The organism is Mucilaginibacter aquaedulcis, assembly GCF_030409325.1.
Lineage (GTDB): Bacteria > Bacteroidota > Bacteroidia > Sphingobacteriales > Sphingobacteriaceae > Mucilaginibacter > Mucilaginibacter aquaedulcis.
This window is the reverse complement of sequence record NZ_JAUFPR010000001.1, coordinates 657977-683151: the sequence shown is the minus strand read 5'-3', so window position 1 is coordinate 683151 and position 25175 is coordinate 657977. Positions and strand designations below refer to the sequence as shown.

At 42.6% G+C, this 25175-nt stretch carries 14 protein-coding genes and 1 pseudogene; 11 read left to right on the top strand and 4 right to left on the bottom strand.

The genetic code is table 11. From position 1 onward, the window contains the following. Position 1 precedes the first annotated feature (1 nt). On the top strand, positions 2-733 hold the full coding sequence (locus QWZ01_RS02825; protein WP_290321705.1) for a LytR/AlgR family response regulator transcription factor: 732 nt from the start codon (positions 2-4) through the stop codon (positions 731-733). Positions 734-735: 2 nt separating this feature from the next. Here the strand turns inward: QWZ01_RS02825 and QWZ01_RS02820 are convergent, their stop codons facing one another. After that, the gene (locus QWZ01_RS02820) at positions 736-1506 is read right to left on the bottom strand and encodes a LytR/AlgR family response regulator transcription factor (protein ID WP_290321704.1); all 771 of its coding nucleotides are present in this window, start codon (positions 1504-1506) and stop codon (positions 736-738) included. Further along, positions 1484-2590 (bottom strand): sensor histidine kinase, encoded by a 1107-nt coding sequence (locus QWZ01_RS02815; protein WP_290321703.1) that lies wholly within the window; start codon positions 2588-2590, stop codon positions 1484-1486. Before QWZ01_RS02815 ends, QWZ01_RS02820 begins: the two co-directional genes overlap by 23 nt. 74 nt (positions 2591-2664) lie before the next feature. On the opposite strand from QWZ01_RS02815, the gene QWZ01_RS02810 reads away from it, so the two are divergent. From QWZ01_RS02810 to QWZ01_RS02800, 3 genes are all read left to right on the top strand, one after another. After that, the gene (locus tag QWZ01_RS02810; RefSeq protein ID WP_290321702.1) at positions 2665-2817 is read left to right on the top strand and encodes a hypothetical protein; all 153 of its coding nucleotides are present in this window, start codon (positions 2665-2667) and stop codon (positions 2815-2817) included. 104 nt (positions 2818-2921) lie between these two features. Further along, positions 2922-5927, top strand: a complete 3006-nt coding sequence (locus QWZ01_RS02805; protein WP_290321701.1) for a lantibiotic dehydratase — start codon at positions 2922-2924, stop codon at positions 5925-5927. 122 nt (positions 5928-6049) lie between these two features. Next, entirely contained in the window at positions 6050-6652 is a 603-nt protein-coding gene (locus tag QWZ01_RS02800) for an FMN-dependent NADH-azoreductase (RefSeq protein WP_290321700.1), read from the top strand. A 42-nt stretch (positions 6653-6694) separates the two neighbouring features. Here QWZ01_RS02800 and QWZ01_RS02795 read toward each other — a convergent pair whose 3' ends face one another. Both QWZ01_RS02795 and QWZ01_RS02790 read right to left on the bottom strand, forming a co-directional pair. Beyond that, a complete protein-coding gene (locus QWZ01_RS02795; protein WP_290321699.1) occupies positions 6695-7639 on the bottom strand; it encodes a sulfotransferase family protein in 945 nt (314 codons plus the stop codon). A 5-nt stretch (positions 7640-7644) separates the two neighbouring features. Beyond that, complete coding sequence (locus QWZ01_RS02790; RefSeq protein ID WP_290321698.1) at positions 7645-8343, bottom strand: aspartyl/asparaginyl beta-hydroxylase domain-containing protein; 699 nt, start codon at positions 8341-8343, stop codon at positions 7645-7647. A 492-nt stretch (positions 8344-8835) separates the two neighbouring features. Between QWZ01_RS02790 and QWZ01_RS02785 the strand changes: the two genes are divergently transcribed. From QWZ01_RS02785 to QWZ01_RS02750, 7 genes and pseudogenes are all read left to right on the top strand, one after another. Next, entirely contained in the window at positions 8836-9381 is a 546-nt protein-coding gene (locus QWZ01_RS02785) for a phage tail protein (protein WP_290321697.1), read from the top strand. A 27-nt stretch (positions 9382-9408) separates the two neighbouring features. Then, positions 9409-10380 (top strand): methionyl-tRNA formyltransferase, encoded by a 972-nt coding sequence (locus tag QWZ01_RS02780; RefSeq protein ID WP_290321696.1) that lies wholly within the window; start codon positions 9409-9411, stop codon positions 10378-10380. Positions 10381-10452: 72 nt separating this feature from the next. After that, positions 10453-18654 (top strand): MBG domain-containing protein, encoded by an 8202-nt coding sequence (locus tag QWZ01_RS02775; protein WP_290321695.1) that lies wholly within the window; start codon positions 10453-10455, stop codon positions 18652-18654. A 56-nt stretch (positions 18655-18710) separates the two neighbouring features. Next, positions 18711-19634 (top strand): PorP/SprF family type IX secretion system membrane protein, encoded by a 924-nt coding sequence (locus tag QWZ01_RS02770; RefSeq protein WP_290321694.1) that lies wholly within the window; start codon positions 18711-18713, stop codon positions 19632-19634. 182 nt (positions 19635-19816) lie between these two features. Beyond that, positions 19817-20847, top strand: a pseudogene (locus QWZ01_RS02760) (Atu2307/SP_0267 family LLM class monooxygenase). Positions 20848-21422: 575 nt separating this feature from the next. Beyond that, on the top strand, positions 21423-22265 hold the full coding sequence (locus QWZ01_RS02755) for a M57 family metalloprotease (RefSeq protein WP_290321691.1): 843 nt from the start codon (positions 21423-21425) through the stop codon (positions 22263-22265). Positions 22266-22414: 149 nt separating this feature from the next. Next, positions 22415-25147, top strand: a complete 2733-nt coding sequence (locus QWZ01_RS02750; RefSeq protein WP_290321690.1) for a S8 family peptidase — start codon at positions 22415-22417, stop codon at positions 25145-25147. The last annotated feature ends 28 nt before the right edge of the window (positions 25148-25175 follow it).

Below are 25175 nucleotides of genomic sequence, written 5' to 3'. Positions count from 1 at the left end.
TATGCTAAACTGTTTTGTTGTTGATGACGAATTTCATGCACTGGAAACCATGTGCGATTACGTGGAACAAACCCCAGGGCTTAAATTAATAGGAAGTTCAAATATACCTACCGCAGCCCTGGCCCAAATTAAGAATGGCCCTATTCCCGACGTACTGATAACCGATATTGATATGCCCATACTAACAGGGCTTGATCTGGCCGAACTACTGGGCGAAAAATGTATAGTAATATTTACTTCAGGGCATGAGGATTTTGCACTTAAGGCATTTGAGCGTGAGGGTTTTGCTTATTTGCTAAAACCTGTAACCTATGCCAAGTTTTTGAAGGTGATTCAGCGGTTGTTAACATTTAATACTACCAATGAAAAAAACCACAAAGAAGATGATACCGATGCCCTCTTTTTAAAAGGCGACGAAGGTAAAATGCTCAGGGTTGAACTAAATGAGATTGTTTACATAGAGAGTCAGAAAAACTATGTTATTGTGACTACCGAAACGGAAACAACCACCATTTATATGATGATCAGCGAGATCATTAACTATCTGCCCGAAAGCCAGTTTTCACGTGTGCATCGTTCTTTTATAGTAAGCCACAGGCATATCAACTATATCACCCCCCGTATGATCATCATGAAGAATGGTGTAGAGATACCCATCAGCTTGTCGTTTAAAAACACGCTGCTCGATAAATTGCAGCACCAAATACCTGTATCAAAAAGACTTTCATCCTGAGCCTATGTATTAGGCTTGCTGGGTTTACCAGGTATTATACTGTCTTTTGATCCCCTTTTGAGTAATAATTTCTGAATTTTGGCAAAAAAGGGCTCATGGTATTTTAACCCGATGGGTAAGGCCACAACGGGTTTACTTTGTAAAATAACGTGTCCCATTTCAATGGTTTTTATTTTTGAGTCATTTACAATGTATGATTTATGGATCCGCGAAAAACGGTCGGCCGGTAAAAACTGCTCCATCTCCTTCAATGTAAGATAAGCGATTATCTTATCGCTCTGATGATAAAGGATAACATAATTGTTAAGGCTTTGCACATAGTACAGATCATCCATCACAATCTGAATCATTTTTGATTTAATGTCAGATTGTATGTAGAAAAAATCCTGGTGCTGCTCAGACTTGTTCAGGTTATGCTCATTGATTTTTTTGGTGAGGCGCTGGCAGCAATTGGCAAACCTGTCATACGAGATAGGTTTCAATAAATAATCGGCAATATCAAGCGTATAGGCTTCAACAGCATATTCTGTATGGCCGGTGGTTAATACAACAAATATATTTTCGTTAATGATCTTCAAAAAATCCATGCCCGATATCTGGGGCATATCAATATCCAGAAATAAAATATCTGGTGTAAGGCTGCTGATACTTTTGAGTGCGTTTAATGGCGATACATCAGCTCCTACCAATGTAATATTAGGGGTACGGTCAATATAATCGGTTAATACATCAATTGCATGTTGTTCGTCATCAAGGATAAAGCTCTTCAGCATAGGCCATTTGTATATCTAACTCCACAATATAAGTATTATCTTCTGATGTAATTCGCAGGTTATGTTTCTCAGGATAAGCGCTTTGAAGGCGTAATCGTACATTGTTTAACCCAATGCCATGACTAATGGTTTTTTTCTTTTCAGTAAATTGATTCACCGAGCGAAAATGAAAGATGCCGTCGGTAGCCCATATATGTACCATAGCGGGCTTGGCAGGGTCATAAAGGTCGGCATATTTAAAAATGTTTTCAATAAAGGTGATCAGTACCAGCGGCGGAATCCTGAAGTTTTCGGGTATATCGTCTACTTTAAGTTGAATTTGAAGCTGCTCCCTAAACCGTATTTGGTTAAGCTTAATAACATTTTCAACCTGGTTAATTTCTTCGCTCAGCTTTTGTTCGCCGCGGGCATCTAATTGTTGCAGTGAATACCGGGTAATCTCTGAAAGCAAAATTACCGCATCCGCGGCTTTATCAGAAATTTTGTAGATGGTGTTATAAACAAAGTTAAGCGAGTTGAATAACAGGTGAGGGTTAATCTGGGCCTTGAGATAAGCGTTTTCTGCAATAACAACCTGCTTTTGTAATTCAAGGTTTTGATTATCTGTTAATAACTGTTGCTGAATAAGCTTATCGTTATGTGTTCTGGTATGATATAGGTAAATGGCAAGCCAGTAACCGGTGCTCATCAGCATAAAATAAATGGCCCGCCAAATAATGGCAGCTACAAAACTTACCACATTGCTTGCCGACCAGGTAGTTGCTATATGAGCCTTGGCCATTATCACATTGATACTAAAGCTTAATATAGAATAAACAACAAGCTCCAAAATAATACCGATGATCAGTTTAAGCCCGAATAGTTTCTTAGTGGTAGTGTATATCGAGAATATAAGGTAGTTACAATAAAACAATAGTATATAAAGTGCATAGTGTAAAAAGCTATCAAATAAAGGCGTGCTTCGGTGCGTTATAAAATAAACAGCCGTTTGCTCGTAAGTAATAAACACAAACCAGCCAATGATATGACTGTAAATTAACCTCTTGTTAATTGTGTTTACCCTTTCCAAAACCTCCTTTACCATGCGTATCTACCGTTTAGCGTAACATTTTTTTTCATGCAAACTTACTGCCTTAAATTCAATCAAAAATAAAAATTATGGAAAAGAAAGTTTGGAAAAAAAATCTGCCTAAAAGAAGGCCAATTTATCGTTTTACTGAAGCTGGTAACGGCGATAACTTTACAGACAAAGGTGATACTACAACGCTGATTACCACCACAACAGCGATTGTTTTTAACGCCGGCAGATAGTTTATTGATGATCGGTACGGTCAGGTAAATGATCTTCAAACAAAAAGCGGATGTGTTCCGCTTTTTGTGTTTAACACCAAAACTTACCCCCAATTATAAAACAAATGAAAAACTGTCAGTTTAATTCATCAGTAATGGTGCGGTCGCCCTACTATAGCTTTATTGATTACAGTATTGCCCGGCTGCCCGAATTACTTGCAGACCCCCTTTTTCATCGGGCGTTATACTTAGCCAGTCCCGAATTATTTACCTTGCTTGAAAGCAAAAAGTTTAACGCCTCGGCATTGAACGACAAGCAGCGGCTCACCTTGCTTAAATACATCAACCGGATGCATTACCGGCCCACACCCTTTGGCGGCTTTTCTTCTTTTTCGGCAACGCAGTGGAGTGTTGATGCCAATACACTTATGCTTGATCATTTATCAGCAGCTAAACTTCATCTTAACTGGGATCAGGAAGTAGTGCTTAAACTTACAGAGCCAATATTTCACAATAGTTTTAACGATGCCGGATTACAATTAAACCCAACCCTTTACCGGGTAATGAACGAATACCGGTTTATTACTACCGATATAGATTTTACCCTCAAAAAGCTTCAATTTAACCTTGAAGCCATTGATCAGGACGAACTGCTTGATCTTATTATCGATTTTTTAAAGCTAAAGACTACCCTGCAACCCCTTACTCAACATATTGCCGGGTTTACCGGGTGGAGCGCTACCGATGCTGAAGATTATATAAGAGCACTTTTTGAACTGCAGTTTATCAAAGCCGATAATTACCCGAACATTGCCGGCGATGATTATCTGACAAAATTATGCAGGCAGTACCCGAGCCTCCCTCAAACAATTATCCAACAATTACCGTCAAGTAATACAGATAACAGCTCTGAAAAGGTGCAGGCCCTTGCAGCGCAAATGAACCATCATTTTACGGCAAATGAGATTGCGCCTCCGAAGCATTTTTTTTACGCTAATACAAGCAGGCCAATTAAAGCGGGCGGCGTACCGCTGCATTATCAGCAAAAAATAAAAAGTACGCTGGAAGCCCTTTATCATGCGCTGCCCGCAAATCAACCGGTGCAACTGCAAAAATTTACCGACGAGTTTAAAAAACGATATGACCTCCGGGAGGTTTCGCTTTTACAGGCGCTTGATCCTGAAACAGGAATAGGTTATGCAGGCCTGGCCGCGCGATATGTAGAAGATGAACTGCTGACCGATCTGGTCTTCAAAACCCCGGAGCCTTCAGCAAGTGTACAATGGACAGATTTACACAAGTTGCTTTTCAGGCGATGGGTTAGTCCGCTAAGTTCGCCCGATGGTATTGTATTAACGTTTGATGATCTGAATACCGGCAACCAGGAGCAACACCCCTTACCGCCATCTTTTACCGTATTTTTTAGAGGGTTGGGCCGTCAGTTGTTCCTGGAATCGGCAGGAGGGGTAACCGCCACCGCAATTATGGGCCGGTTCACCTGCCTGAGCAATGAGTTATTAACTACCGCCAAAAGTATCATTAGCCAGGAACAAGCGGCAAACCCAGGTGTTGTGTTTGCAGATATAGCCCAGGTATCGGGCATACATGCCGATAATATTAACCGGAGGGCATCGCTTTATGCGTATGAGATTGTAATTAATGCCGGATCAAATGTGCCCGAGCAATACCAACTTCCACTGGCCGATCTGCTGATCTCCTGTCGAAATGGGCAATTAGTGCTTCGGTCCATAAAACTCAATAAGCAGATCATCCCGAGGCTGGCATCGGCTTATAACTATATTCATCATGATCTGGCAGCCTTTCGTTTTTTGTGTGATCTGCAATACCAGGGTGTGCAAAGCAGCCTGTCATTTGATCCCGAACAGTTTTTCCCTGGGCTAAATGAATATCCCCGCATTACTTTAGGCGATGTAATTATAAGTGCCGCCAAATGGTACCTGAAAGAGGCCGACATTAAATCACCAAAAGATATAGATCAGTTGATCCGCGAAAAAAATCTACCCCGGTATGTGGCCCTTACCCAGGGCGATCAGCAATTGGTGTTCGATCTGCAATGCCACGATCAAAAACTGTTTTTGCTCAATTGTGTCAGGGGGACAAAAAATATACAGCTTCAGGAGTATCTGATGCCTGAAAGCTTTCCGGTTACAGAGGCAGGAGGGAAGCCCATGATCAGTCAGTTTGTTTCGTTTATTAATAATATCGATGAGGTTTACAAGCCCCAGCTGTTTGATGATACAAACTATAATAATACCGAACGGGCCTATGCTCTTGGTAGCCCATGGGTTTATTTGAAGATTTACTGCCATGAACAGGCCTCAAATCATTTATTGGGCGGACCATTGCAAAAGGCTTTAAACGAAATTGACAGCGAGCAGCTGGATACCTGGTTTTTTATCCGTTATCATGATCCGTTGCCGCACATCAGGCTGCGGTTAAAGCTGAAAAATGGTGCAATTGGGCAAGTGATCAGCAGGCTGCGGCAATCATTTGAGCGCAACGGTAATGCAGAGTTGATACAGGATTACCAGGCACATGTATATCACCGGGAGCTGGAACGCTATAACCCTTTGCTCATTGAGCATATTGAGGATATATTTAACAAAAGCAGCGCACTTATCTGCAAATACATTCAAAATACCGAATTTATCGAAACAGCCAGCCAAACTTATAAACTGGCGTTCATTTCATTAAATGACATGCTCCATTTGTTTTTAGATTCGGCAGGGCAGCGAATTGAATTTACTGCACAGGTGTGGCAAAGCTTATTTGCTGAGTTCAATGGCGATAAATCACTTAAAGTATCCCTTGACCAAAAATACCGGAGTTTAAAAGCCCGGCTTGATCCACTGCCAAATGACACAGATTTTTATACCCGACTTCAACTAAAGGCCGAACATGAACAGTTCATGAGCTCACTTTGCACTCTGAAAATTAAAATGCAAGGTTTCAATAATGAAAAAAAACTACAAATACTGGCCGATATAGTACATATGCATTTCAATCGCATTTTTATAACCGAGCAGCGTAAACAGGAGCTTGCCGTTTATTATATGATGCATAAGCATTTGCTTTCACGCAAAGCCATTGGGCAACTGGAGTTGGTGTAAGTTGTTGATTTACTGATATAATTGCTACTCGCTATCCTAAAGGATACTACTATCCTTTAGGATAGCCGGGGTACAGACGGGTTAAATGGAGGTAATTTTGTTTCATTAATCAGATACACCAAATGAAAAAGATACTTCACATTATTTCCAGCCCAAGAGGGTCAGAGTCAGTTAGCATTAAGCTGGGGAACCAGATAGTTGAAAAACTTAAGGCAACTTATCCAGGCAGCACAGTTACCGAAAGAAACCTGGTAAAAGAGCAGTTCCCGGTATTAGAAGAGGCGCACCTTGCTTCTTTTTTTACCCCGGTTGAACAACGTACCCCCGAAAGCGCAGAAGCTGCAAGACATTCTGACGAAGCTATTGCGCAATTAATGGACGCAGATATTATAGTTATTGGCGCGCCTTTATACAATTTTAGCATCCACGCTTCATTAAAAGCGTGGATAGACCACATTGCGAGGGCTGGTATTACCTTTAAATACGATGAAAACGGCCCGCAGGGCTTAATTCAGAACAAGAAGTTATATATTGCCATGGCTTCGGGCGGTATTTATACCGAAGGCCCAATGCAGGCGTATGACCATGCTATACCTTACCTGAAAACCATTTTAGGCTTTTTAGGCCTTACCGATATTGAGGTGGTAAGGGTTGAAGGCTTATCTATCCCTGTAGTTCAGGATACCGCGTTTGAAAAAGCAATTAACAGCTTTTCTGTAAATTAATACAATCAAGTTCAGTAAAAGGCGGCTATTTGGCTGCCTTTTCTATTTTAATACCAGTGCTTCAAGCTCATCATAAAGCCCCATGGCCCGGTTTATATAAGTTAGCCTTTGTGGCCGGAGTTCTTCTGTAAAGGCTTCATTTGGCCTTTTTGAGTGGTATTGGCTTCGCTGGCTCATTATAGCTAATACTTCCTGGCTAATAGTGGTATTGGTAAAGGCTGCTATCTTATTGATCATAGCCATAGGGCCTTCATTGTAATTAAGAAGCAGGCAATTGCTGTCGGTATTAAGAACATGCTGGTACTGTTCAAGGTATTTTTCCAATACTTGCGCAACATAAATATCCGGACGATTATAGGTGATCTCATCCGGGTTAAATCCAAATACCCGCGGCTCTATCAAACCCGGCACGGCCTGCATTCCCGGAATTTTCAGGTGCGATGTTAATACCTCATCGGGGCTGCGGTATATCAAAATAAACGGTACATGAGGGTACAGAGCCCGTAATTGTTGATAAAAGAGGATGTGCCAGCTATCTGTTTTAATAAATAAATGTTGCTCGCGCCCGGTTCTTTTTTGCCCGTAAAAGCGGATTGCAGCCCGCAATAATCCGGATACATCGGTTTCATCAAAAACTGTATTCTGGAAAGGCAAACGGAGCAGGTCATCAAAAAAGGGAACTTCCGAGAGCGTAATATGTTCATCTGTAGTGGCCAGCAGTTGCGATACCAGCGTTGAACCGCAGCGCGAGATATGAAAAATAAAAGCCGTTGGCTCAAGGTAATCTAAACCGTCCGACCATTCATTCAACATCTCCACATGGCTCACTGGTTTAAATGAGGCATGTGCATAAGCTAATCTTTTGCACCTGCTAATGGTATCGTCAAAAAACGGAGCGGTAAAAGGTTCGTTAAAGGTGTTTAGCCAATAGCAAAACTCTTTATCAAATTTATAAGGGATCCAGTTTTTCAGAGACAGATGGGGCATAGGGTTTAAATAATTGATGTATTAATATTCACGGTTAACAGCTGTTGCTCCAGCTGATGGGCCAGGTTATTGGATGTATCGGTATTCTGCATCCGCAGTTCCCTGATAATGTCAGGGAGATTATTATCCGCGGTATGGTGCGATACGGTGGTGGCACTGCTCATCAGTTGTTTTAGCCAGCTGTTTACCTGGCAATCAATAACAAGGTGTATCCTGTCGGCGGTACCCATGTTAACCACACTGTGGGTTAAGTTGGCGTTGATATACCAGCAGTCACCTTCCTGTAAAGGGATACTTTCATCCTCAACAGTAAATGAAACCTGTGGGTTGGTGATGATGGGGAAGTGCAAACGTGCTTCGCCTTTTTCAAAGGCCAGTTCATGATCACGATGGGGTTTAATTACTGCACCAGTCTGTAGGTTTAAAAAACGCACCGCCATTACCGGGCAGTTAAGTGTGGATAATAATGCAGATACCGAGGGGAAATGTTGCATAAAAGCCGTATCCCGGTAATCACTATCTGCTATCAAATCGGGTATAATGTTTTGGGCATTGCCTCCCGGCGATCGTAAGGCCAGCACTTTCCACGAGCCTTCGTAATAACTGGTGTTAAAATGCTCCTGCCATTGATTGTTTAAAGCCGATAGTTGTTGCTTTATTCCATTCAGATCAAAATACAACGGTAGTTTGGCATAGCGGATCATAAGCGTTATTGCTTTGGTTCAGGTTTGATAAAGGTGCCTATTATAGAGTAAATATGCAATATCTGCAACGGAATATAGTAAATATTTAGTGCTTAATAGTTTAATTATAAAATGAACAAAAAAAATTATAATAATATATTAAAACCTATTATATTTACTCCCAATACTAAACCTTAAAGCTGAAAAATGAAAACCCACCAAATACTATTTTGCGAAGATTTTATGCCATAATACTTGCTTAATGCAATTTTTGCGCTATAATTTGTTCGCATATTAATAGTTTCTCATTATGCCTTCCATTTTATCCCGCTTATTGCATCAGGGCCTTGGTGTATATATATTATACAAATAAGTTTAAGTGTGTTTATTTTTTAGATGAAAAACAACCCGTAATATGTATATTGTATTGCTTATTATGTAAAAGTTGTCATGCTTCAGTGTCTGGTTAGTTTTATTGCAAATTAATAATCTAAACCCTATAAATTAAAAATCATGGACACTCCTATTCTTGGATCAATTACATTATTTGCAGGTAATTTTGCCCCACGTGGCTGGGCATTATGTAATGGTCAAATACTGTCAATAGCGCAAAACTCAGCGTTGTTTTCATTATTGGGTACTACTTACGGCGGTAACGGAACAAGTACTTTCGCATTACCTGATCTGCGTGGCCGTGCGCCAATACACTGGGGACAAGGCCCGGGCCTAACTAACAGGGTAATTGGCGAAGCAAGCGGAACAGAAAATGTGACTTTGTTAAGCACACAAATGCCGCAGCATAGCCATGCGGTTGCAGCAAGCAGCAATACCGCAACGCAGACTTCACCAAGCGGAACTCTGCTGGCTGTATCAACAGATATGGCAGCTGGCGGTGCACCATCAAATTTCATAGAAGCCATACCTGCAAATGCAAATGTTACCATGGCTCCAGGTATGATTGTGCAGGCAGGTGGCAGCCAGCCGCACAATAATATGCAGCCATATTTGGCGGTAACCTACATTATTGCACTGGAAGGTGTTTTTCCATCACGTAACTAATTGATACTAATTGCTGAACTGTAACTGATGAAAATAGGAATCGTTTCCAATTCGGCAATGTTGTACATGCCCCTGCTTTCAAATTTATATCACTATAAAAATAAAGCAGGGGTTATGTTATACATTGGCAAATCAACTGCTCCTGATCAAAACACAGCCGAAACCCTGGGCTTTTGCAATGCCGCAGGTATCCCGGTAACATTTGAGGAAGGGAAGGATGACCTGTATAACTGGAGCCAGGTATTGGAGCCGGATATTATTTTTTTTGCGGGCTACAGCAGCATTGTAAAAACAGAACAACTGAGCCATGTAAGGCATGGCATCTATAATATACACTTTGGCAGGCTGCCGCAGTTCAGGGGGCCATCGCCGGTTTTCTGGCAGCTGCGAAAGGGATATAAAGAAATTGGATTGGCTATCCACCGGCTTACCAATAAGCTGGATAGCGGACCTGTAGCATGGCAATATAATGTTATTAACCTGCCTCACTATAGCTACGATCATGTATACCAGTTATTTGGTGAGCTGCAGGTAAAAGGGGTAACGGATATACTTAACGGCATAATGGCCAATAAGCCGTTAACCGATGTTGAGCAGGATGAAAGTAAAGCTGCTTATTATGATAAGCCGCAGCTTAAGGATGTGCTGATCAACTGGAATATGATGGAGGCTGAAGAGATCATTGATGTGATCAAGGCCTGTAATTCCTGGAACACCGGGGCCATTACCATGATCAACGGGTTTGAATTAAAAATTTTAGATGCTGCCATTACCACGGCCTATCAGCACAGATATAAGCCTGGTACCATTGTAATTAATGATAATGGCGATTTTACAGTTGTATGTAATGGTGATAAACTATTGCATATCAATTTTTTTAAGATCGGCAGCAACAATTATATACCGGCCAGGTTTGCCGGTGCATACGGGCTTAAAACCGTGCAATGTTTTGAAAGCTATGCCCCCGATTTTAAGCCGGCAACCATTGGAACAGAATAACACGATCATATAATTTATTAAAATATACCTGGTAGCAGGTGTATTTACATTGCCTAAACCAACCTTATCACCATGAAAAAACTTTTACTTGTTTTTTGCATAATCATTTTATTTATAATTCCCGGTTTGCGCGCCTATGCCCAAACCACAATTGATTGGTCCTGCTTTACAACAAACAGTACTTTGGCATCTGCAAATGATAACGTAACCTTAGCATTTACCAACGCCAATTGCCCGGCTGCCAACGGTTTTTCATTGCAGGGAGTAGGAACAGGGCAGTTGAGCATTACATTTGCTACAATTAGCGGAATTAGTTATGTGAGAACCACAAGGAATGCAGCAGGTGCTACTGTGCTTAATTACTCAAGGTTTTTCAGAACTTCTGGTGGGCTTTTTACCTTAACTGGTATATCAGTTTCACCCACCAATGTAACTGCTGCTGCAGGTGGTGCCCAGTCAATTACTTTGCATGCTTACCGAAATGGCTCTGAAGTTGGTTCCACGTCTACTGGTGCACTCAGTGTTAACTTACCGGTAGCTATTCCATCGGCCCAGTTAAGTGCATTTGCCAATATTGATGAAGTACGGTTTACCTCCAGCAGCGGCACCGTTATTGGTATTGGGTATGATGATATTGTAGTAGCATTAGCAGCAAATGCACCTACGGTTACTACAACAGGCTCATCTGCGGTTACTGCAAATTCGGCAACTTTAGCCGGTAATGTTTCATCAGATGGCGGGGCTACTGTAAATGATAAGGGGATAGTATATTCAACAACCGCCAATCCAACCATAACCGATAATAAATTAGCTAATGGCAACGGAACCGGGGCCATATCAGCAAATGCATCGGGCCTGGCAGGTAATACTACTTATCATTACCGGGCTTACGCAACCAACACCATAGGCACATCTTACGGGGCAGATCAAACTTTTAAAACTCTAGTTGCCAATCAGGCACCCGTTACCGCGGCCGATAACTATACTTACACCATTGGTTCGCCATTGGTAGTAGCCGCGCCAGGGGTTTTAGGTAATGATACAGATCCTGATAGCAACCCGCTTACCGCCATTAAAGTAACCAACCCTACACATGGCACCCTTGTATTAAATGCCAATGGCAGTTTTACCTACACGCCATCTGGCAACACCGCCGATTCATTTACTTATAAGGCAAATGATGGTACGGTGGATGGCAATACGGTAACGGTAAACCTAACACCAGCAAATGTTGCACCGGTAGCCGTTGCTGATAACTACACCTACATTATAGGTTCGCCATTGGTAATAGCAGCGCCGGGTGTGTTAAGTAATGATAATGATGCTAATGGTAATACACTCTCAGCTATTTTAGTAACTGGCCCAGCACACGGATCCCTTGTTTTAAATGCCAATGGAGCTTTTACCTACACGCCGGTAGGTAACACTTCTGATTCCTTTACTTACAAAGCAAATGACGGGACTGTTAGTGGTAACACGGTAACAGTGTCGCTTTCACCTGCAAATGTTGCTCCGGTTGCTGTGGCTGATAACTATAGTTATACCGTTGGTACTCCTTTAACAGTAGCAGCACCAGGTGTGTTAAGTAATGATAATGATGCTAATGGTGATGCAATCACAGCTGTTTTAGTAAGCGGCCCGGCTCACGGATCGCTTGTTTTAAATGCCAATGGCAGTTTTACCTACACGCCATCAGGCAACACCAATGATTCCTTTACTTATAAAGCAAATGACGGTACAGTGAGTGGCAACACGGTAACTGTGACGCTTGCACATGCTAACTCCAACCCGGTAGCTAATGACGATACTTACACAACTAATCAAAATACTGCTAAAACCGGAAATGTACTTAGCAATGATACCGACCCGGACGGCAACACTTTAACCGCATCATTGATAACAGCTCCTGTAAATGGTACTATAGTATTAAATGCTGATGGTAGCTTTACCTATACGCCAAATAATAATTATTCAGGTTCCGATTCTTTTACCTACCTGGTATGTGATAACGGCACACCTTCGTTATGTAACACAGCAACTGCAACTCTCAATATAACTGCAGTAAACCAGGCGCCTGTGTTGGTTGCAAGCGGAGGCACAACTACCTATAGCGGTTCGCCGGTGGTTATTGATAATGGAATCACGGTAAGCGATGTGGATAATACAACACTTTTTCAGGGAACAGTTAGTATTACGGGTAATTGGACCTCTCCCGAAGATGCACTTGTTTTTACTCCAAGTTCAAATACCGGCAACATATCCGGATCTTACAATGTATTAAGTGGCATATTTACCCTTTCATCTGCCGGAGGTTCGGCAACAATTGCGCAATGGCAAGCAGCCTTAAGAGCCATCAGCTATCAAAATAGTTCTTCAACACCCAGTACCTTAACCCGTACTATAAGCTTTAAGGTAAGTGATGCCAGTTTGTTGAGTGCGCCCGTTACCAAAACTGTAACTATATCCCCGGCAGCTATCGGTACAACAGGCACTTTATCTGCTTTAACAACTACTTACGGTACGGCTTCATCATCGGGTACATTCAGTGTATCAGGTGTAGGTGTGGGTTCAGGGATCTTGGCTACCGCGCCTACAGGTTTTGAGGTAAGTGCTGATAATGCAAGTTTTGCAGCTACTGTTACAATAGGTACAGCTGGTATTATTTCCTCAACTCCGGTTTATATCAGGCTGGCTGCGGGTACTGCCGCGGGTACTTATTCGGGCAATGTGGTGTTAAGCGCCACAGGTGCCGCCAATGTTAATGTGGCTACAGTTGTCAGTACCGTTAACAAAGTTTCAATAACCGTTACCGCCTCCACCGGGCAAAATAAAATATACGGCAATGTTGATCCTACCTTAACCTACGCTATTACCACCGGAGCCTTGGTAGGCACTGATGCATTTACCGGATCGCTTACCCGCGCTCCCGGCGAAAATTTTGGTACATATGCCATTCAAAAGGGATCTCTTGCATTGAGCAGCAATTATACGCTGACTTTTGTTGCGGCTAACTTCACCATCAATAAAGCTGCTGTAACCCTAACCGCCGATACCAAAAATAAAATTTATGGAGCTGCTGATCCTTTCTTGAGTTTTAAGATCACCAGCGGAACGTTAAAATTTGCAGATACATTTACCGGTTCGCTTACCCGTGTTCCGGGTGAAAATGTGGGCAGTTATGCTATTCAGCAAGGAAGCCTGGCAATTAGCAACAATTATACGCTGACTTATATAGCCGGAAATATGGTGGTTACCCCAGCACCATTAACTATTACTGCCAATGATAAAGGCAAAGCTTTTGGACAGACTATTACCGGAGGCCCGGGTTCAACAGAGTTTACTTCATCGGGCCTTGTTGGTGCTGAAACCATAGCCAGTGTAACCATTACGTACGGTACAGGCGCTGCAGCCGGAGCACCTGTAGCTACCTACACCGGATCGGTAGTGGCGAGTGCCGCAACCGGCGGAACATTTAACGCGGGGAACTACGCTATTACTTATGTAGCCGGCAATATCATAGTAGGGCAGGCTGTGTTAACCATTAAGGCCGATGACAAATCGAAGGTTTACGGAGCGCTTATGCCAACACTATCGGTAAGCTACAGCGGCTTTGTGGGTACCGATGATGCATCAAGCCTGACAACCCTGCCAATCATTAGCACAACGGCTGTGCCTAAGTCACCTGTAAATACTTATGCCATTACAGTGAGCGGGGCAGTGTCATCAAACTATACTATTGTTTACCAACCCGGTACTTTAAATGTAACGCCAGCCCCATTAACCATTACAGCGGATAACAATACCAAAGTTTACGGGGCACCTGTTCCGGCGCTTTCTGTAAGTTATAGTGGTTTTGTGGGTACGGATAATGCAGCGAGCTTAACTGCTCAGCCAATCATTATCGCCCCGGTATCAGCTAATTCGCCGGTTAATACCTATCCAATCACAGCCGGCGGAGCGGCATCGGCTAATTATACTATAACTTATCAGCCGGGTACATTAACTGTAACTCCTGCAGCATTAACTATTACGGCGAATAACCAAACAAAAGTTTACGGAGCGGCTCTGCCAACTTTAACAGTAAGTTATAGCGGTTTTGTTGGTATAGATGATGCATCGAGCTTAACAACTACACCAATCATCAGCACCACAGCGGTTACTACATCACCGGTAAATACATATCCTATTACCGCAAGCGGAGCAGTATCAGCTAATTATACATTTACTTACCAACCCGGTACTTTAACGGTTTCCCCGGCCGCGTTGACCATTACGGCTAATGATGCCAATAAAGTTTACGGCGCACCTGTTCCAGTGCTTTCGGTAAGCTACAGCGGTTTCGTTGGTACAGATGATGCCTCAAGCTTAACAACTGCACCAACCATCAGCACCACGGCAGTTGTAAACTCTCCTGTAAATACTTACCCGATCACGGCCAGTGGTGCTGTATCTTCAAACTATACATTTGTTTACCAACCCGGAACTTTGACTGTAAGTCCAGCTGCGTTGACCATCACCGCGAATAATGCCACTAAAGTATATGGAGCGCCTGTTCCAGCACTTTCAGTAAGCTACAATGGTTTTGTAGGTACAGATGATGCATCGAGCTTAACAACTGCACCAACCATCAGCACCGGAGCAACTGTTGCATCACCGGTAAATACATATCCTATTACAGCAAGCGGCGCAGTATCAGCTAACTATACCATTGTTTACCAGCCTGGAACATTAACCATAACCCCGGCAGTGCTGGCCATTACAGCTAATGATGCTACCAAGGTTTACGGCGCAGCTATTCCCACGCTTTCGGTAAGTTACAGCGGTTTCGTTGGTACCGATGATGCATCGAGTTTAACTACCGCTCCAATTATCAGCACTACAGCGGTTGCCACTTCACCAGTTAATACGTATCCTATTACGGCCAGCGGTGCGGTATCGGCTAATTATACCTTTACTTATAAGCCCGGTACTTTAACCGTGACCCCGGCAGTATTAACTATTACTGCTGATAACCAAACAAGGGTTTACGGAGCAAACATACCATCACTCACAGTAAGCTACAGCGGTTTTGCGGGTGCAGATAATGCATCAAGCTTAACTACACAGCCATCTGTAACAACCACAGCGGTTGCCACCTCACCTGTAAATACTTATCCAATTACGGCCAGTGGTGCGGCGTCTTCAAACTATACATTTGTTTACCAGCCCGGAACGTTGACCGTAACTGCGGCACCATTAACTATCACGGCCAATAACAAAAGCAAGGTTTTCGGTCAAACGCTTACTGGCGGTCCCGGTTCAACAGATTTTACTTCTGCAGGTTTGGTTAATTCAGAAACCATAGGTAGCGTAACCATTACTTACGGAACAGGTTCAGCCGCAGGTGCACCTGCAAATACCTACACCGGATCGGTAGTAGCAAGCGCGGCAACCGGAGGTTCATTTAATGCAGGTAATTATAGTATCACTTATGTGGCCGGCAATATCGTTGTAGGCAAGGCCGTGCTGACTATAACGGCCGACGATAAAACAAAAACCTATGGTTCTGTAAACCCTCCACCTACGGTAACATATAGCGGCTTTATGGGTGCTGATGATGCTTCGAGTTTAACAACTCAGCCAACCATAAGCACCACGGCAGTAATCAACTCGCCTGTAAATACTTATCCTATTACAGCCAGCGGAGCGGTATCATCTAATTATACTTTTGTTTATAAACCGGGTACATTAACCGTTACCCCGGCATCATTAACCATCACGGCCAATAACAAAACAAAAACGTATGGTGAGTTATTGACCGGAGCTGCTGGATCAACCGCGTTCAGCACCACAGGTTTGGTTAACGCAGAAACCATTGGCAGCGTAACCATTGCTTATGGTACAGGTGCCGTGGCAAATGCGCCGGTTACTACCTACACCGGGTCGGTAAGTGCAAGTGCAGCAACAGGTGGTACATTTAACGCAAGCAATTATACCATTACATACGCCAAGGGAAATATCATTGTAAACAAATTGGCGCTGATTGTAAAAGCTGATGCCAAAACCAAAATATATGGCGATGCTGATCCAGCCTTAACTTACAGTATAACTACCGGGGCATTGGTAGGTACGGATGCCTTTACAGGTGCCCTCACCCGTGATGGAGGAGAAAATTTTGGGACTTATACCATAAAACAGGGTACCCTCGCATTAAACAGTAATTACACATTAAGTTATGTGAATGCTAATTTCACCATAACTAAAAAAGTGCTTACCATAACTGCTAATGATGCCACCAAAGTTTATGGTACGGCTAACCCTGCATTAAGTGTAAGCTATAGCGGCTTTGCAGGTGCCGATGATGCATCGAGTTTAACTACTAAGCCATCCACAAGCACTACCGCGGTTACTACATCACCGGTAAATACTTATCCAATTACAGCAAGCGGGGCTGCATCTGCCAATTATTCGTTTGTTTACAAACCGGGTGTTTTAACAGTTACTAAAGCGGTACTGACCATTACGGCAAATGATGCTACCAAGGTGTATGGTACAGCTAATCCGGCGCTTCTGGTAAGTTACAGCGGTTTTATGGGTGCAGATAATACCTCGAGTTTAACGACTAAGCCAACAGTAAGTACTACTGCGGTTGTTACATCTCCTGTAAATACGTATCCTATTACGGCAAGCGGAGCGGTATCAAATAATTATTCATTTGTTTACAAGCCGGGTGTATTAACAGTTACCAAAGCAGTATTAACTATTACGGCCAAAAATGCTACCAAGGTTTACGGTACAGATAATCCTGCGCTTGACGTAACCTATGCAGGCTTTGTGGGTACCGATAATGCATCGGGCTTAACCACAGCACCGGTAGTTACTACCACAGCGGTTACTATGTCACCTTTAAATACTTATCCAATTACAGCAAGCGGAGCAGCTTCAGGCAATTATTCGTTTGTTTACAAGCCGGGCGTTTTAACGGTAACCAAAGCTGTATTAACTATTACGGCAGATAATATAACCAAGGCCTACGGAACAGTTAACCCTCCGCTTACCATAACCTACAGTGGTTTTGCAGGTACAGATGATGCCTCAAATTTAACCACCGCGCCAAATATAAGTACTACGGCAGTTACCAATTCTCCCGTTAATACTTATCCTATTTCGGTAAGCGGGGCGGTATCACCTAACTACTCATTTATTTATAAACCGGGTGTATTAACAGTTACCCAGCCGGTACTAACTATCACAGTTAATAATGTAAGTAAAACTTATGGTTCGGCCAATCCGACTCTGAGCGTAAGCTACAGCGGTTTTGTTAATGGCGATAACAGTGCAACTTTAACCAAAGCACCGGTTATCACTACCACCGCAAATGCTTCATCGGGGGCGGGAACTTATCCAATTACGGTTAGTGGGGCAGCTATTATCAATTACCGTATTGTATATGTTCAGGGAACTTTAACTGTAAATAAGGCTGATCTTACCTTTACGGCCGATAGCAAGAACAGGCTTTACGGTACTTCAAACCCTGCGCTTACAGCTACTTATAATGGTTTTGTAAATGGCGATAATGAGGCCAGTTTAACAACAGTGCCGGTACTTAAAACAAGTGCCACCACTACATCGGCACCTGGAGATTACCCTATTACTGTCAGCGGTGGTGTATCTGATAATTATAATTTCAATTACGTAGGAGGTGAGCTAACAGTTAAACCGCTTAGTATCGCTACACTTAATGATCTTGTATTGAGTTCAGGCACTTTGTCACCGTCGTTCTCAACCTCAACCCCGGCTTACACGGCACAGGTTGATAACAGGGTTGAATTTATCAAGCTTACCCTAACCTTTGAGGGAACTGCTACTGCTAAAATAAACGGCACTTCGGCGCCTAATGGCAGCCCATCAACTGGCTTCCCGCTTAATGTAGGTTACAATACCATTACCGTAGTGATAACCGCGCAGGATGGTATTACAACCAGTACCTATACCGTAACTATTTATCGCGGAGAATCACAAGACCTAATTGTGGGTACTAATATCCTTACACCGAACGGCGATGGTAAAAATGATTTCTGGGTAATAAAAGACATACAGCTTTTCCCTAACAATTCGGTTGTGGTTTATGACCGTGGCGGGCGTACGGTTTATACCAAACATGGCTATAACAATGAATGGGACGGAACATATGGCGGCTCGCCGCTTACCGAAGGTACTTACTACTACACGGTTGATCTTGGTCCGGGCCAACGCAAATTCAAGGGGTATATAACCATAGTAAGAAACAGGTAACAGGTTGAACTAAAAGAGATAAGGCGAATAACGAGAATAAAGAAATTATTAATGCTATGAAAAACTTCCAACGGAATAAAAATATAATGATCATGAAGCCTTTGCTGGCAACGATAATGCTTGTTTGCGCAAGCTTGTGCAGCCGGGCACAGTTGAATCCGTTTCAATCTATCTATTTTCAAAACAGGTATATTGTTAACCCAGCCATGGCCGGTTTAGAGCAAGGGTTGAACCTTAATGTGGGTTACCGCCAGCAGTGGAGCACTTTTCCGGGTTCGCCAAAATCACAGTTTTTTACAGGCGATTACCAGGCAACCGAAAGGGTAGGTTTGGGCCTGAATGTGAACGATGATCAGGCGGGTCTGATCAGGCAAACCCGGGTAATGGGTACTTATGCCTACCATTTGCCCCTTGGTGAAAATAATCAGAAGTTAAACTTCGGGCTATCATTAGGTGTTAACGATGCACGGATTGATCAGAGCAAAATAATAGGTGATGATACAGATGAGCAAATAGCCCGCTATAATCAGGCTAAACCCTATTTTGATGGGGATTTTGGAGTAGCCTACACCAGTAATAATTTATTTGTTGAGGCGGCTTTGCCTAATTTAAAGGCCACGTTTTTCAGAAACTCCATTGAGCGGATAGATGTAGACCGGGTATTATTCTTCACGGCGGTTAGCTATAAAATACATGCCGATAATGAATATAGTAACCTCATATTTGAACCTTTGGTTGGGTTCAGGAAGGTAAAGGGCGCTACTAATATTTTTGATGCCGGCCTAAATTTCACCATGAGTAATTACTTTTTATCGCTGCAAACCATATATCATAGCAATAACACTGAAGGTGTGGGTGTTGTATTTAATCAAAAGGCATTTGCTGTGAATTTCACTTACAACCTTGAAACCGGTGTTATCCGTAATTACTCGGCTGGTGCAGTGGAGCTTGGGCTTAAAATAAAGCTGTTTCAGAAATAGGGAGGTATTTAACGGACTTGTATAATTCTTTTCCAGGATTTATATTAAGGGTGATGTAACGCCGGTGTAATCGCGATGAGGTACCGGCGTTTTTTGCGTAATAAAGTTTGTTTTAATGGGGTATTGGTTGTTCTTTTGAACGGCTAATATATGCCCATAATTTAACTGGCTAAAAAAATATCATGGAAATAGGAATCGACAGTTTTGCTGCAGCTTCGTTGGTAACATCATCACACCATAATTCAGATAATGTACATTTTATGGCTCGCCTGCTTGAGCGGATAGAACGCGCGGATGAGGCTGGTTTAGACGTATTTGGCATTGGCGAGCATCACCGCAAGGAGTTTCTTGATTCGGCACCAGCCATGATATTAGCAGCCGCTGCGGCCAAAACCAAGCGCATTCGTTTAACCAGTGCGGTTACGGTGCTTAGCGCGGCCGACCCTGTACGGGTGTTTCAAAATTTTGCCACGTTAGATCTTATTCGCAGGGAAGGGCAGAGATGGTTGTCGGCCGTGGCTCATTTATTGAAGCTTTTCCGCTTTTTGGCTATAAGGTAGAAGATTATGACAGGCTTTTTGCCGAAAAGCTGGAGCTTTTACTTCAGATTCGTGATAATGAGGTGGTCACCTGGTCGGGCAAATTCAGGGCTCCCTTGCGCGAACAGGTAATTTATCCGAGGCCGGTTCAGCAGTCATTACCTGTTTGGCTGGGTGTTGGCGGAACGCCGGAATCTTTTGTTCGTGCCGGAAGTCTTGGCTTACCGCTTATGGTAGCCATAATTGGTGGTGAAACCCATCGCTTTCGCCCATTGATTGATCTTTATCGGGAGGCAGGTAAAAATGCCGGATACACTCCTGAGCAATTAAAGGTTGGTTTACATTCTTTAGGTTATGTAGGAGCTACAACGCAGGAGGCCAATAATGACTTTTTTCCTGGCTATGCCGAGGCGTTTACAAAGATAGGCCGGGAGCGGGGATGGGCACCCGTTACCCGCGGCCAATATGATGCCCAAACCGGCCCAACTGGGGCACTCATAGTTGGTGACCCGAATGAAGTGGCCGAAAAAATACTCCGTCACAGTGAAGCTTTGGGCGGGGTTTCGAGGGTTACTTTTCAAATGGATAATGCGGCGCTGCCACAGGAAAAGCTACTTAGGTCAATCGAACTCATCGGTAAACACGTTATTCCACAAGTTAATAAACACCTATAGCTTAATAGTTTCCTGACAGTTTTTGTTGTGTTCTTTTTCTGCTTAACTAAAGTGGGTAGGGAAAACTGTGTCTTAATTTTTAAAACATCAACTTCTTTTAATGGTTAGCCAATAATATAACGGTTAGTTTTTGGGCTATCCTTATTATGTATATCGCAATAATACATATATATGTTTTAACGTGTTATTTTATATTTAATACAATATCCTGTTGGGTATGCTTGAATTATATTTTTGTTTATAATTAATTATGTGTATGGTGTTTATATTGATTTTTTAGACCCGGGGTGGCAGCTGTATTACTCTTTTAATGAATTTATTATATTTATTTGTATTTAAATCGTGTTTATTTGGTATTTATTTATGGATATTTTAAATAAAATAACTTATTTAAACTTATTTATTTGTGTGTGATAGAAAATTTACTGTGTTTTGAATTTGGAAAAATTATTTTGCATTACATAAAGGTGCTGGAATTGAATATATTTATGTTCAATTCCAGTAATAAACAATCCTCTTATTATAAAAATATCTTATTAAGTATTATTTATCAATAAGCTAATACTATTGAAATAATGAAAACGAACCAATTGTTAAAGGTTGGAATATGCATGGCATTTTCAACCTTAGTGTTATCTGCTTGTACAAAGAATAACCAAAGTGCTGACAGCGCAACAACCCCTACAACTTCAACAGATGCGATTTCAGCAGATGTGTTAAAGAAGATCTCGGATATGGGTTTTAGCACAACAGATGTTCACAAGCGCGGCGATGATTACCTGGTGGAGGGCGATATACTACTTACCCCCGAAAACTTTTCGGAAGAGGTTACCAGTCCAACCCTGCGTATTGCCGAAACTGAACAATACCGCACCAATAACCTGGTAAAAAAATTACCGCGTACTATCTCTATCTCCATATCAAATTTGCCAACGGTTTATAAAACGGCTACAGTTAATGCCATTAACCGTTATAACGCTTTAAACCTTACCCTGCATTTTAAATTTGTTAGCAGCGGTGGCAATATCCAGGTGATAGGTTTTAATGAGGGACCAAGCGATGGCTTTATTACTTTAGGGTCGTCGGGCTTCCCAACATCGGCAGGCAACCCTTATAACCAGATCATGATGAATACCAATTCGCAGGCTTATGGCACCAGCCCTAATGTTGGGTACCTGAGTTCCGTTGTGGAGCATGAAATTGGCCACTGTATAGGCCTGCGCCATACCGATTATTTTAATCGTGCCTTTAGCTGCGGTGGTACAGCATCTAACGAGGGCTCGGCAGGTATAGGAGCCGTCCATATTCCTGGTACACCAAGCAGCGGCGATGCTACTTCTTTCATGCTGGCCTGCTCAAACGGCGGCGATCGTTCATACAACACCAATGATAAAATAGCATTAAGATATTTGTATTAACTTTATTGTAATTGCTTCTTACTGATAAGGCATGAAATAACGAAGGGGAGCATTTTACTCCCCTTTATTTTTTGAATGGTATGGTAAAAAAATTACTTTGTTTAATTGGTGTTTGTTTATGCTTTAAAGTTTCATTGGCCCAAAAGGTTATGAGCGATAAAGCCATTATAAACCTGTACCATTCCCAAGCCATAGCATCTACAAAGGCAAACGATACGCCGGGATATTATCTTGTTAAATTCAAAAAGCCTTCGGCTGCCAGTTTTCAAAAGCTGAGGTTGCTGAAAAGGGTTTCCTATAACTTTTATGTGGTTAAAGCATCTGCAAAAATGCTGACAGGAGAAAACATAGAAACCATGGTACCGGCAAATGCACTGTGGAAAGCAACCGATAACTTGCTGCAGCTTTGGCAAAAGCACCCCAACAGTAACCAGACAATTGAGCTTTCTGTTACCGCTCCAACTGATTCTATCATTACCGACCTGAAGAAATATGGTAGTGTTACCGTTAAGCCGGGCAATGTGATTATGTTAAATATCTCTTTACAGCGTTTGCCTGAGTTGTTGGAGCAACCTTATGTTGCTTTTGCCAACTTGGTAAGGCAGGCTCATGAGGAGCTGATCATCAATGATATTGACCTGGGCCTGAATAATATTTCGGCGATTGCCAATAACTATCCCGGCACGGATGGCAGCGGCATAAACGTTGATGTTAAAGAGCAGCGGTACGATGATGACCTGGACTTGCTTGGTAGGTCGTTTAGTTCGTTTCAGGCAGCTAAGATCACCTCTGGTCATGCCACTATTATGGCTACGCTGATTGGCGGCAACGGCAATTCATTTATAAGGGGTTTGGGTGTCGCACCTAACGTAAGATTTAGCTCTTCAGATTTTGCCCGGTTACTGCCCGATAGTACTGCCGTTTTTAAGGCATTTAACATTAGTGTTGAAAATCATTCGTACGGAACGGGTATTGAAAATTATTACGGTACCGAAGCTGTGGCTTATGACCAGCAGGTATATGAAACCGACTCGTTGGTTCACGTTTTTTCGTCAGGGAACATCGGTAACTCGGCTCCAACAATGGGTGTATATAATGGAATAACGGGTGCAGCTAACCTTTCCGGCACTTTCAAGCAGGCCAAAAACGTATTAATAGTAGGGGGTACAGACCGTTCGGGAACGGCAGAAGATCTGAGTTCCGCGGGTCCGGCTTACGATGGCCGTATTAAGCCCGAACTGGTAGCTAATGGCGAAGACGGCACTTCCGGAGCAGCTGCATTAGTTTCGGGTACGGTTGCATTGTTGCAGCAAGCTTACAAAAAGCAGTCAGGCGTTTTGCCTTCGGCAGCGCTGGTGAAAAGTGTACTTGTCAATTCGGCCGATGATATTGGCACGCCGGGTCCAGACTATAAAACGGGTTACGGGCAACTCAGTGCCCTGGAAGCTTTGCGTACCATAAATGAAAGCCGTTTTAAGAAGGGAACACTGACCAATCAGCAGCAGATCAGCTATACCATTAACATACCCGCAGGTTGTAGTGAGCTCAAAGTTTCGTTGGCCTGGAATGATCCGGCTGCTACACTTAATGCCCCGGCAGCGCTCATTAATGATCTTGATCTGTATGTTACTACAGCCAACGGGCAAACGCTGTTACCCTGGAGCCTCAACTCGTACCCATCAGCTGATTCATTACTGAGCCCTGCTAAAAGACAAAGGGATACCTTGAATAATACGGAACAGGTTACGCTTCAAAATCCGGTTGCGGGTAACTATGTAATTCATGTGAGGGGAAGTAAAATACCTGCCGGTTCACAAACTTTTTATGTGGCGTATCAACCGGTTAAAGCCAATCAGTTTGAGTGGACGTACCCATCCGGCCGTGATCAGCTTTTTGCTGCCGATGAAAATTACCTGCGCTGGCAAAACTCATTTAGTGCTACAACAGGTCAGTTAAGCGTAAGCTATGATCATGGCAACACCTGGCACTCCATCGGTAGTACTACGCTAAAAAATAAATATTATAACTGGACTCCGCCTAATGCTTTTACCACCGCAATATTAAAAATGGATATTAACGGACAGGCTCACCTCAGTAAAGAGTTCAGCATCTCAAAGCCATTAAATATGGAGGTGGGCTATAACTGTACAGATGGAACTTTACTGCACTGGAAACCTCAGCAGGGTAGTAAAGGCTATGTTGTATACAACATTAAAAATAATTTATTGCAGCAGTTTACCACTACTACCGATACCAGCATTGTTGTACCCATAGCACAGCAATCATCAGCTTATTTTGCTGTAAGCGCGCAGGGAGCCGATTTTGAAGGACTTAAAAGTATTACCATTGATGTTAATAACCAGGGTGTGGGCTGCTATGTTGAAAGTCTGCTGGCCGATGTGTTGGGTAACTCTATAGTGCTTAGCCTGCAAATAGGCAGTGTTTTTAATTTGAAATCGATAACCTGGGAAAAGCTTACAGGTACCAATGCTTACACGCCATTAAGTACTACGGTAGTAGGTACTACCCTGGCCTACCAGTTTACAGATTTTAATCCTAAAAAAGGCATTCAGTACTACCGGGTTAAGCTCATAACCAATGATGGTAAAATTATTTACTCAGATCTGGCTAACGCCACATTTTTGCAAAGCAGTCAATTTACGCTGTATCCTAACCCGGTTCATACCCAATTGAATATACTCAGCGGGGATATTAATGACTATGAATTTAAGCTGTTTGACGCGGGCGGCAGGGTAAGTTTCGATAAAACGATTAATGAACTGAACAACGTGATCCAGCTTAATATTAACCCTGGGGTATATATTTATGTGATTACCTTGAAGGGAAAAATTATATACCAGGGGAAGTTAATCAAGGTTTAAATCATATTGCGGTATTTCAAATCGTACT

Bases quoted from the DNA above. Each gene is read 5' to 3' on its own strand.
- QWZ01_RS02825 (WP_290321705.1), top strand. From the start codon at position 2: ATGCTAAACTGTTTTGTTGTTGATGACGAATTTCATGCACTGGAAACC.
- QWZ01_RS02820 (WP_290321704.1), bottom strand. From the start codon at position 1,506: ATGCTGAAGAGCTTTATCCTTGATGACGAACAACATGCAATTGATGTA.
- QWZ01_RS02815 (WP_290321703.1), bottom strand. From the start codon at position 2,590: ATGGTAAAGGAGGTTTTGGAAAGGGTAAACACAATTAACAAGAGGTTA.
- QWZ01_RS02810 (WP_290321702.1), top strand. From the start codon at position 2,665: ATGGAAAAGAAAGTTTGGAAAAAAAATCTGCCTAAAAGAAGGCCAATT.
- QWZ01_RS02805 (WP_290321701.1), top strand. From the start codon at position 2,922: ATGAAAAACTGTCAGTTTAATTCATCAGTAATGGTGCGGTCGCCCTAC.
- QWZ01_RS02800 (WP_290321700.1), top strand. From the start codon at position 6,050: ATGAAAAAGATACTTCACATTATTTCCAGCCCAAGAGGGTCAGAGTCA.
- QWZ01_RS02795 (WP_290321699.1), bottom strand. From the start codon at position 7,639: ATGCCCCATCTGTCTCTGAAAAACTGGATCCCTTATAAATTTGATAAA.
- QWZ01_RS02790 (WP_290321698.1), bottom strand. From the start codon at position 8,343: ATGATCCGCTATGCCAAACTACCGTTGTATTTTGATCTGAATGGAATA.
- QWZ01_RS02785 (WP_290321697.1), top strand. From the start codon at position 8,836: ATGGACACTCCTATTCTTGGATCAATTACATTATTTGCAGGTAATTTT.
- QWZ01_RS02780 (WP_290321696.1), top strand. From the start codon at position 9,409: ATGAAAATAGGAATCGTTTCCAATTCGGCAATGTTGTACATGCCCCTG.
- QWZ01_RS02775 (WP_290321695.1), top strand. From the start codon at position 10,453: ATGAAAAAACTTTTACTTGTTTTTTGCATAATCATTTTATTTATAATT.
- QWZ01_RS02770 (WP_290321694.1), top strand. From the start codon at position 18,711: ATGAAAAACTTCCAACGGAATAAAAATATAATGATCATGAAGCCTTTG.
- QWZ01_RS02755 (WP_290321691.1), top strand. From the start codon at position 21,423: ATGAAAACGAACCAATTGTTAAAGGTTGGAATATGCATGGCATTTTCA.
- QWZ01_RS02750 (WP_290321690.1), top strand. From the start codon at position 22,415: ATGAGCGATAAAGCCATTATAAACCTGTACCATTCCCAAGCCATAGCA.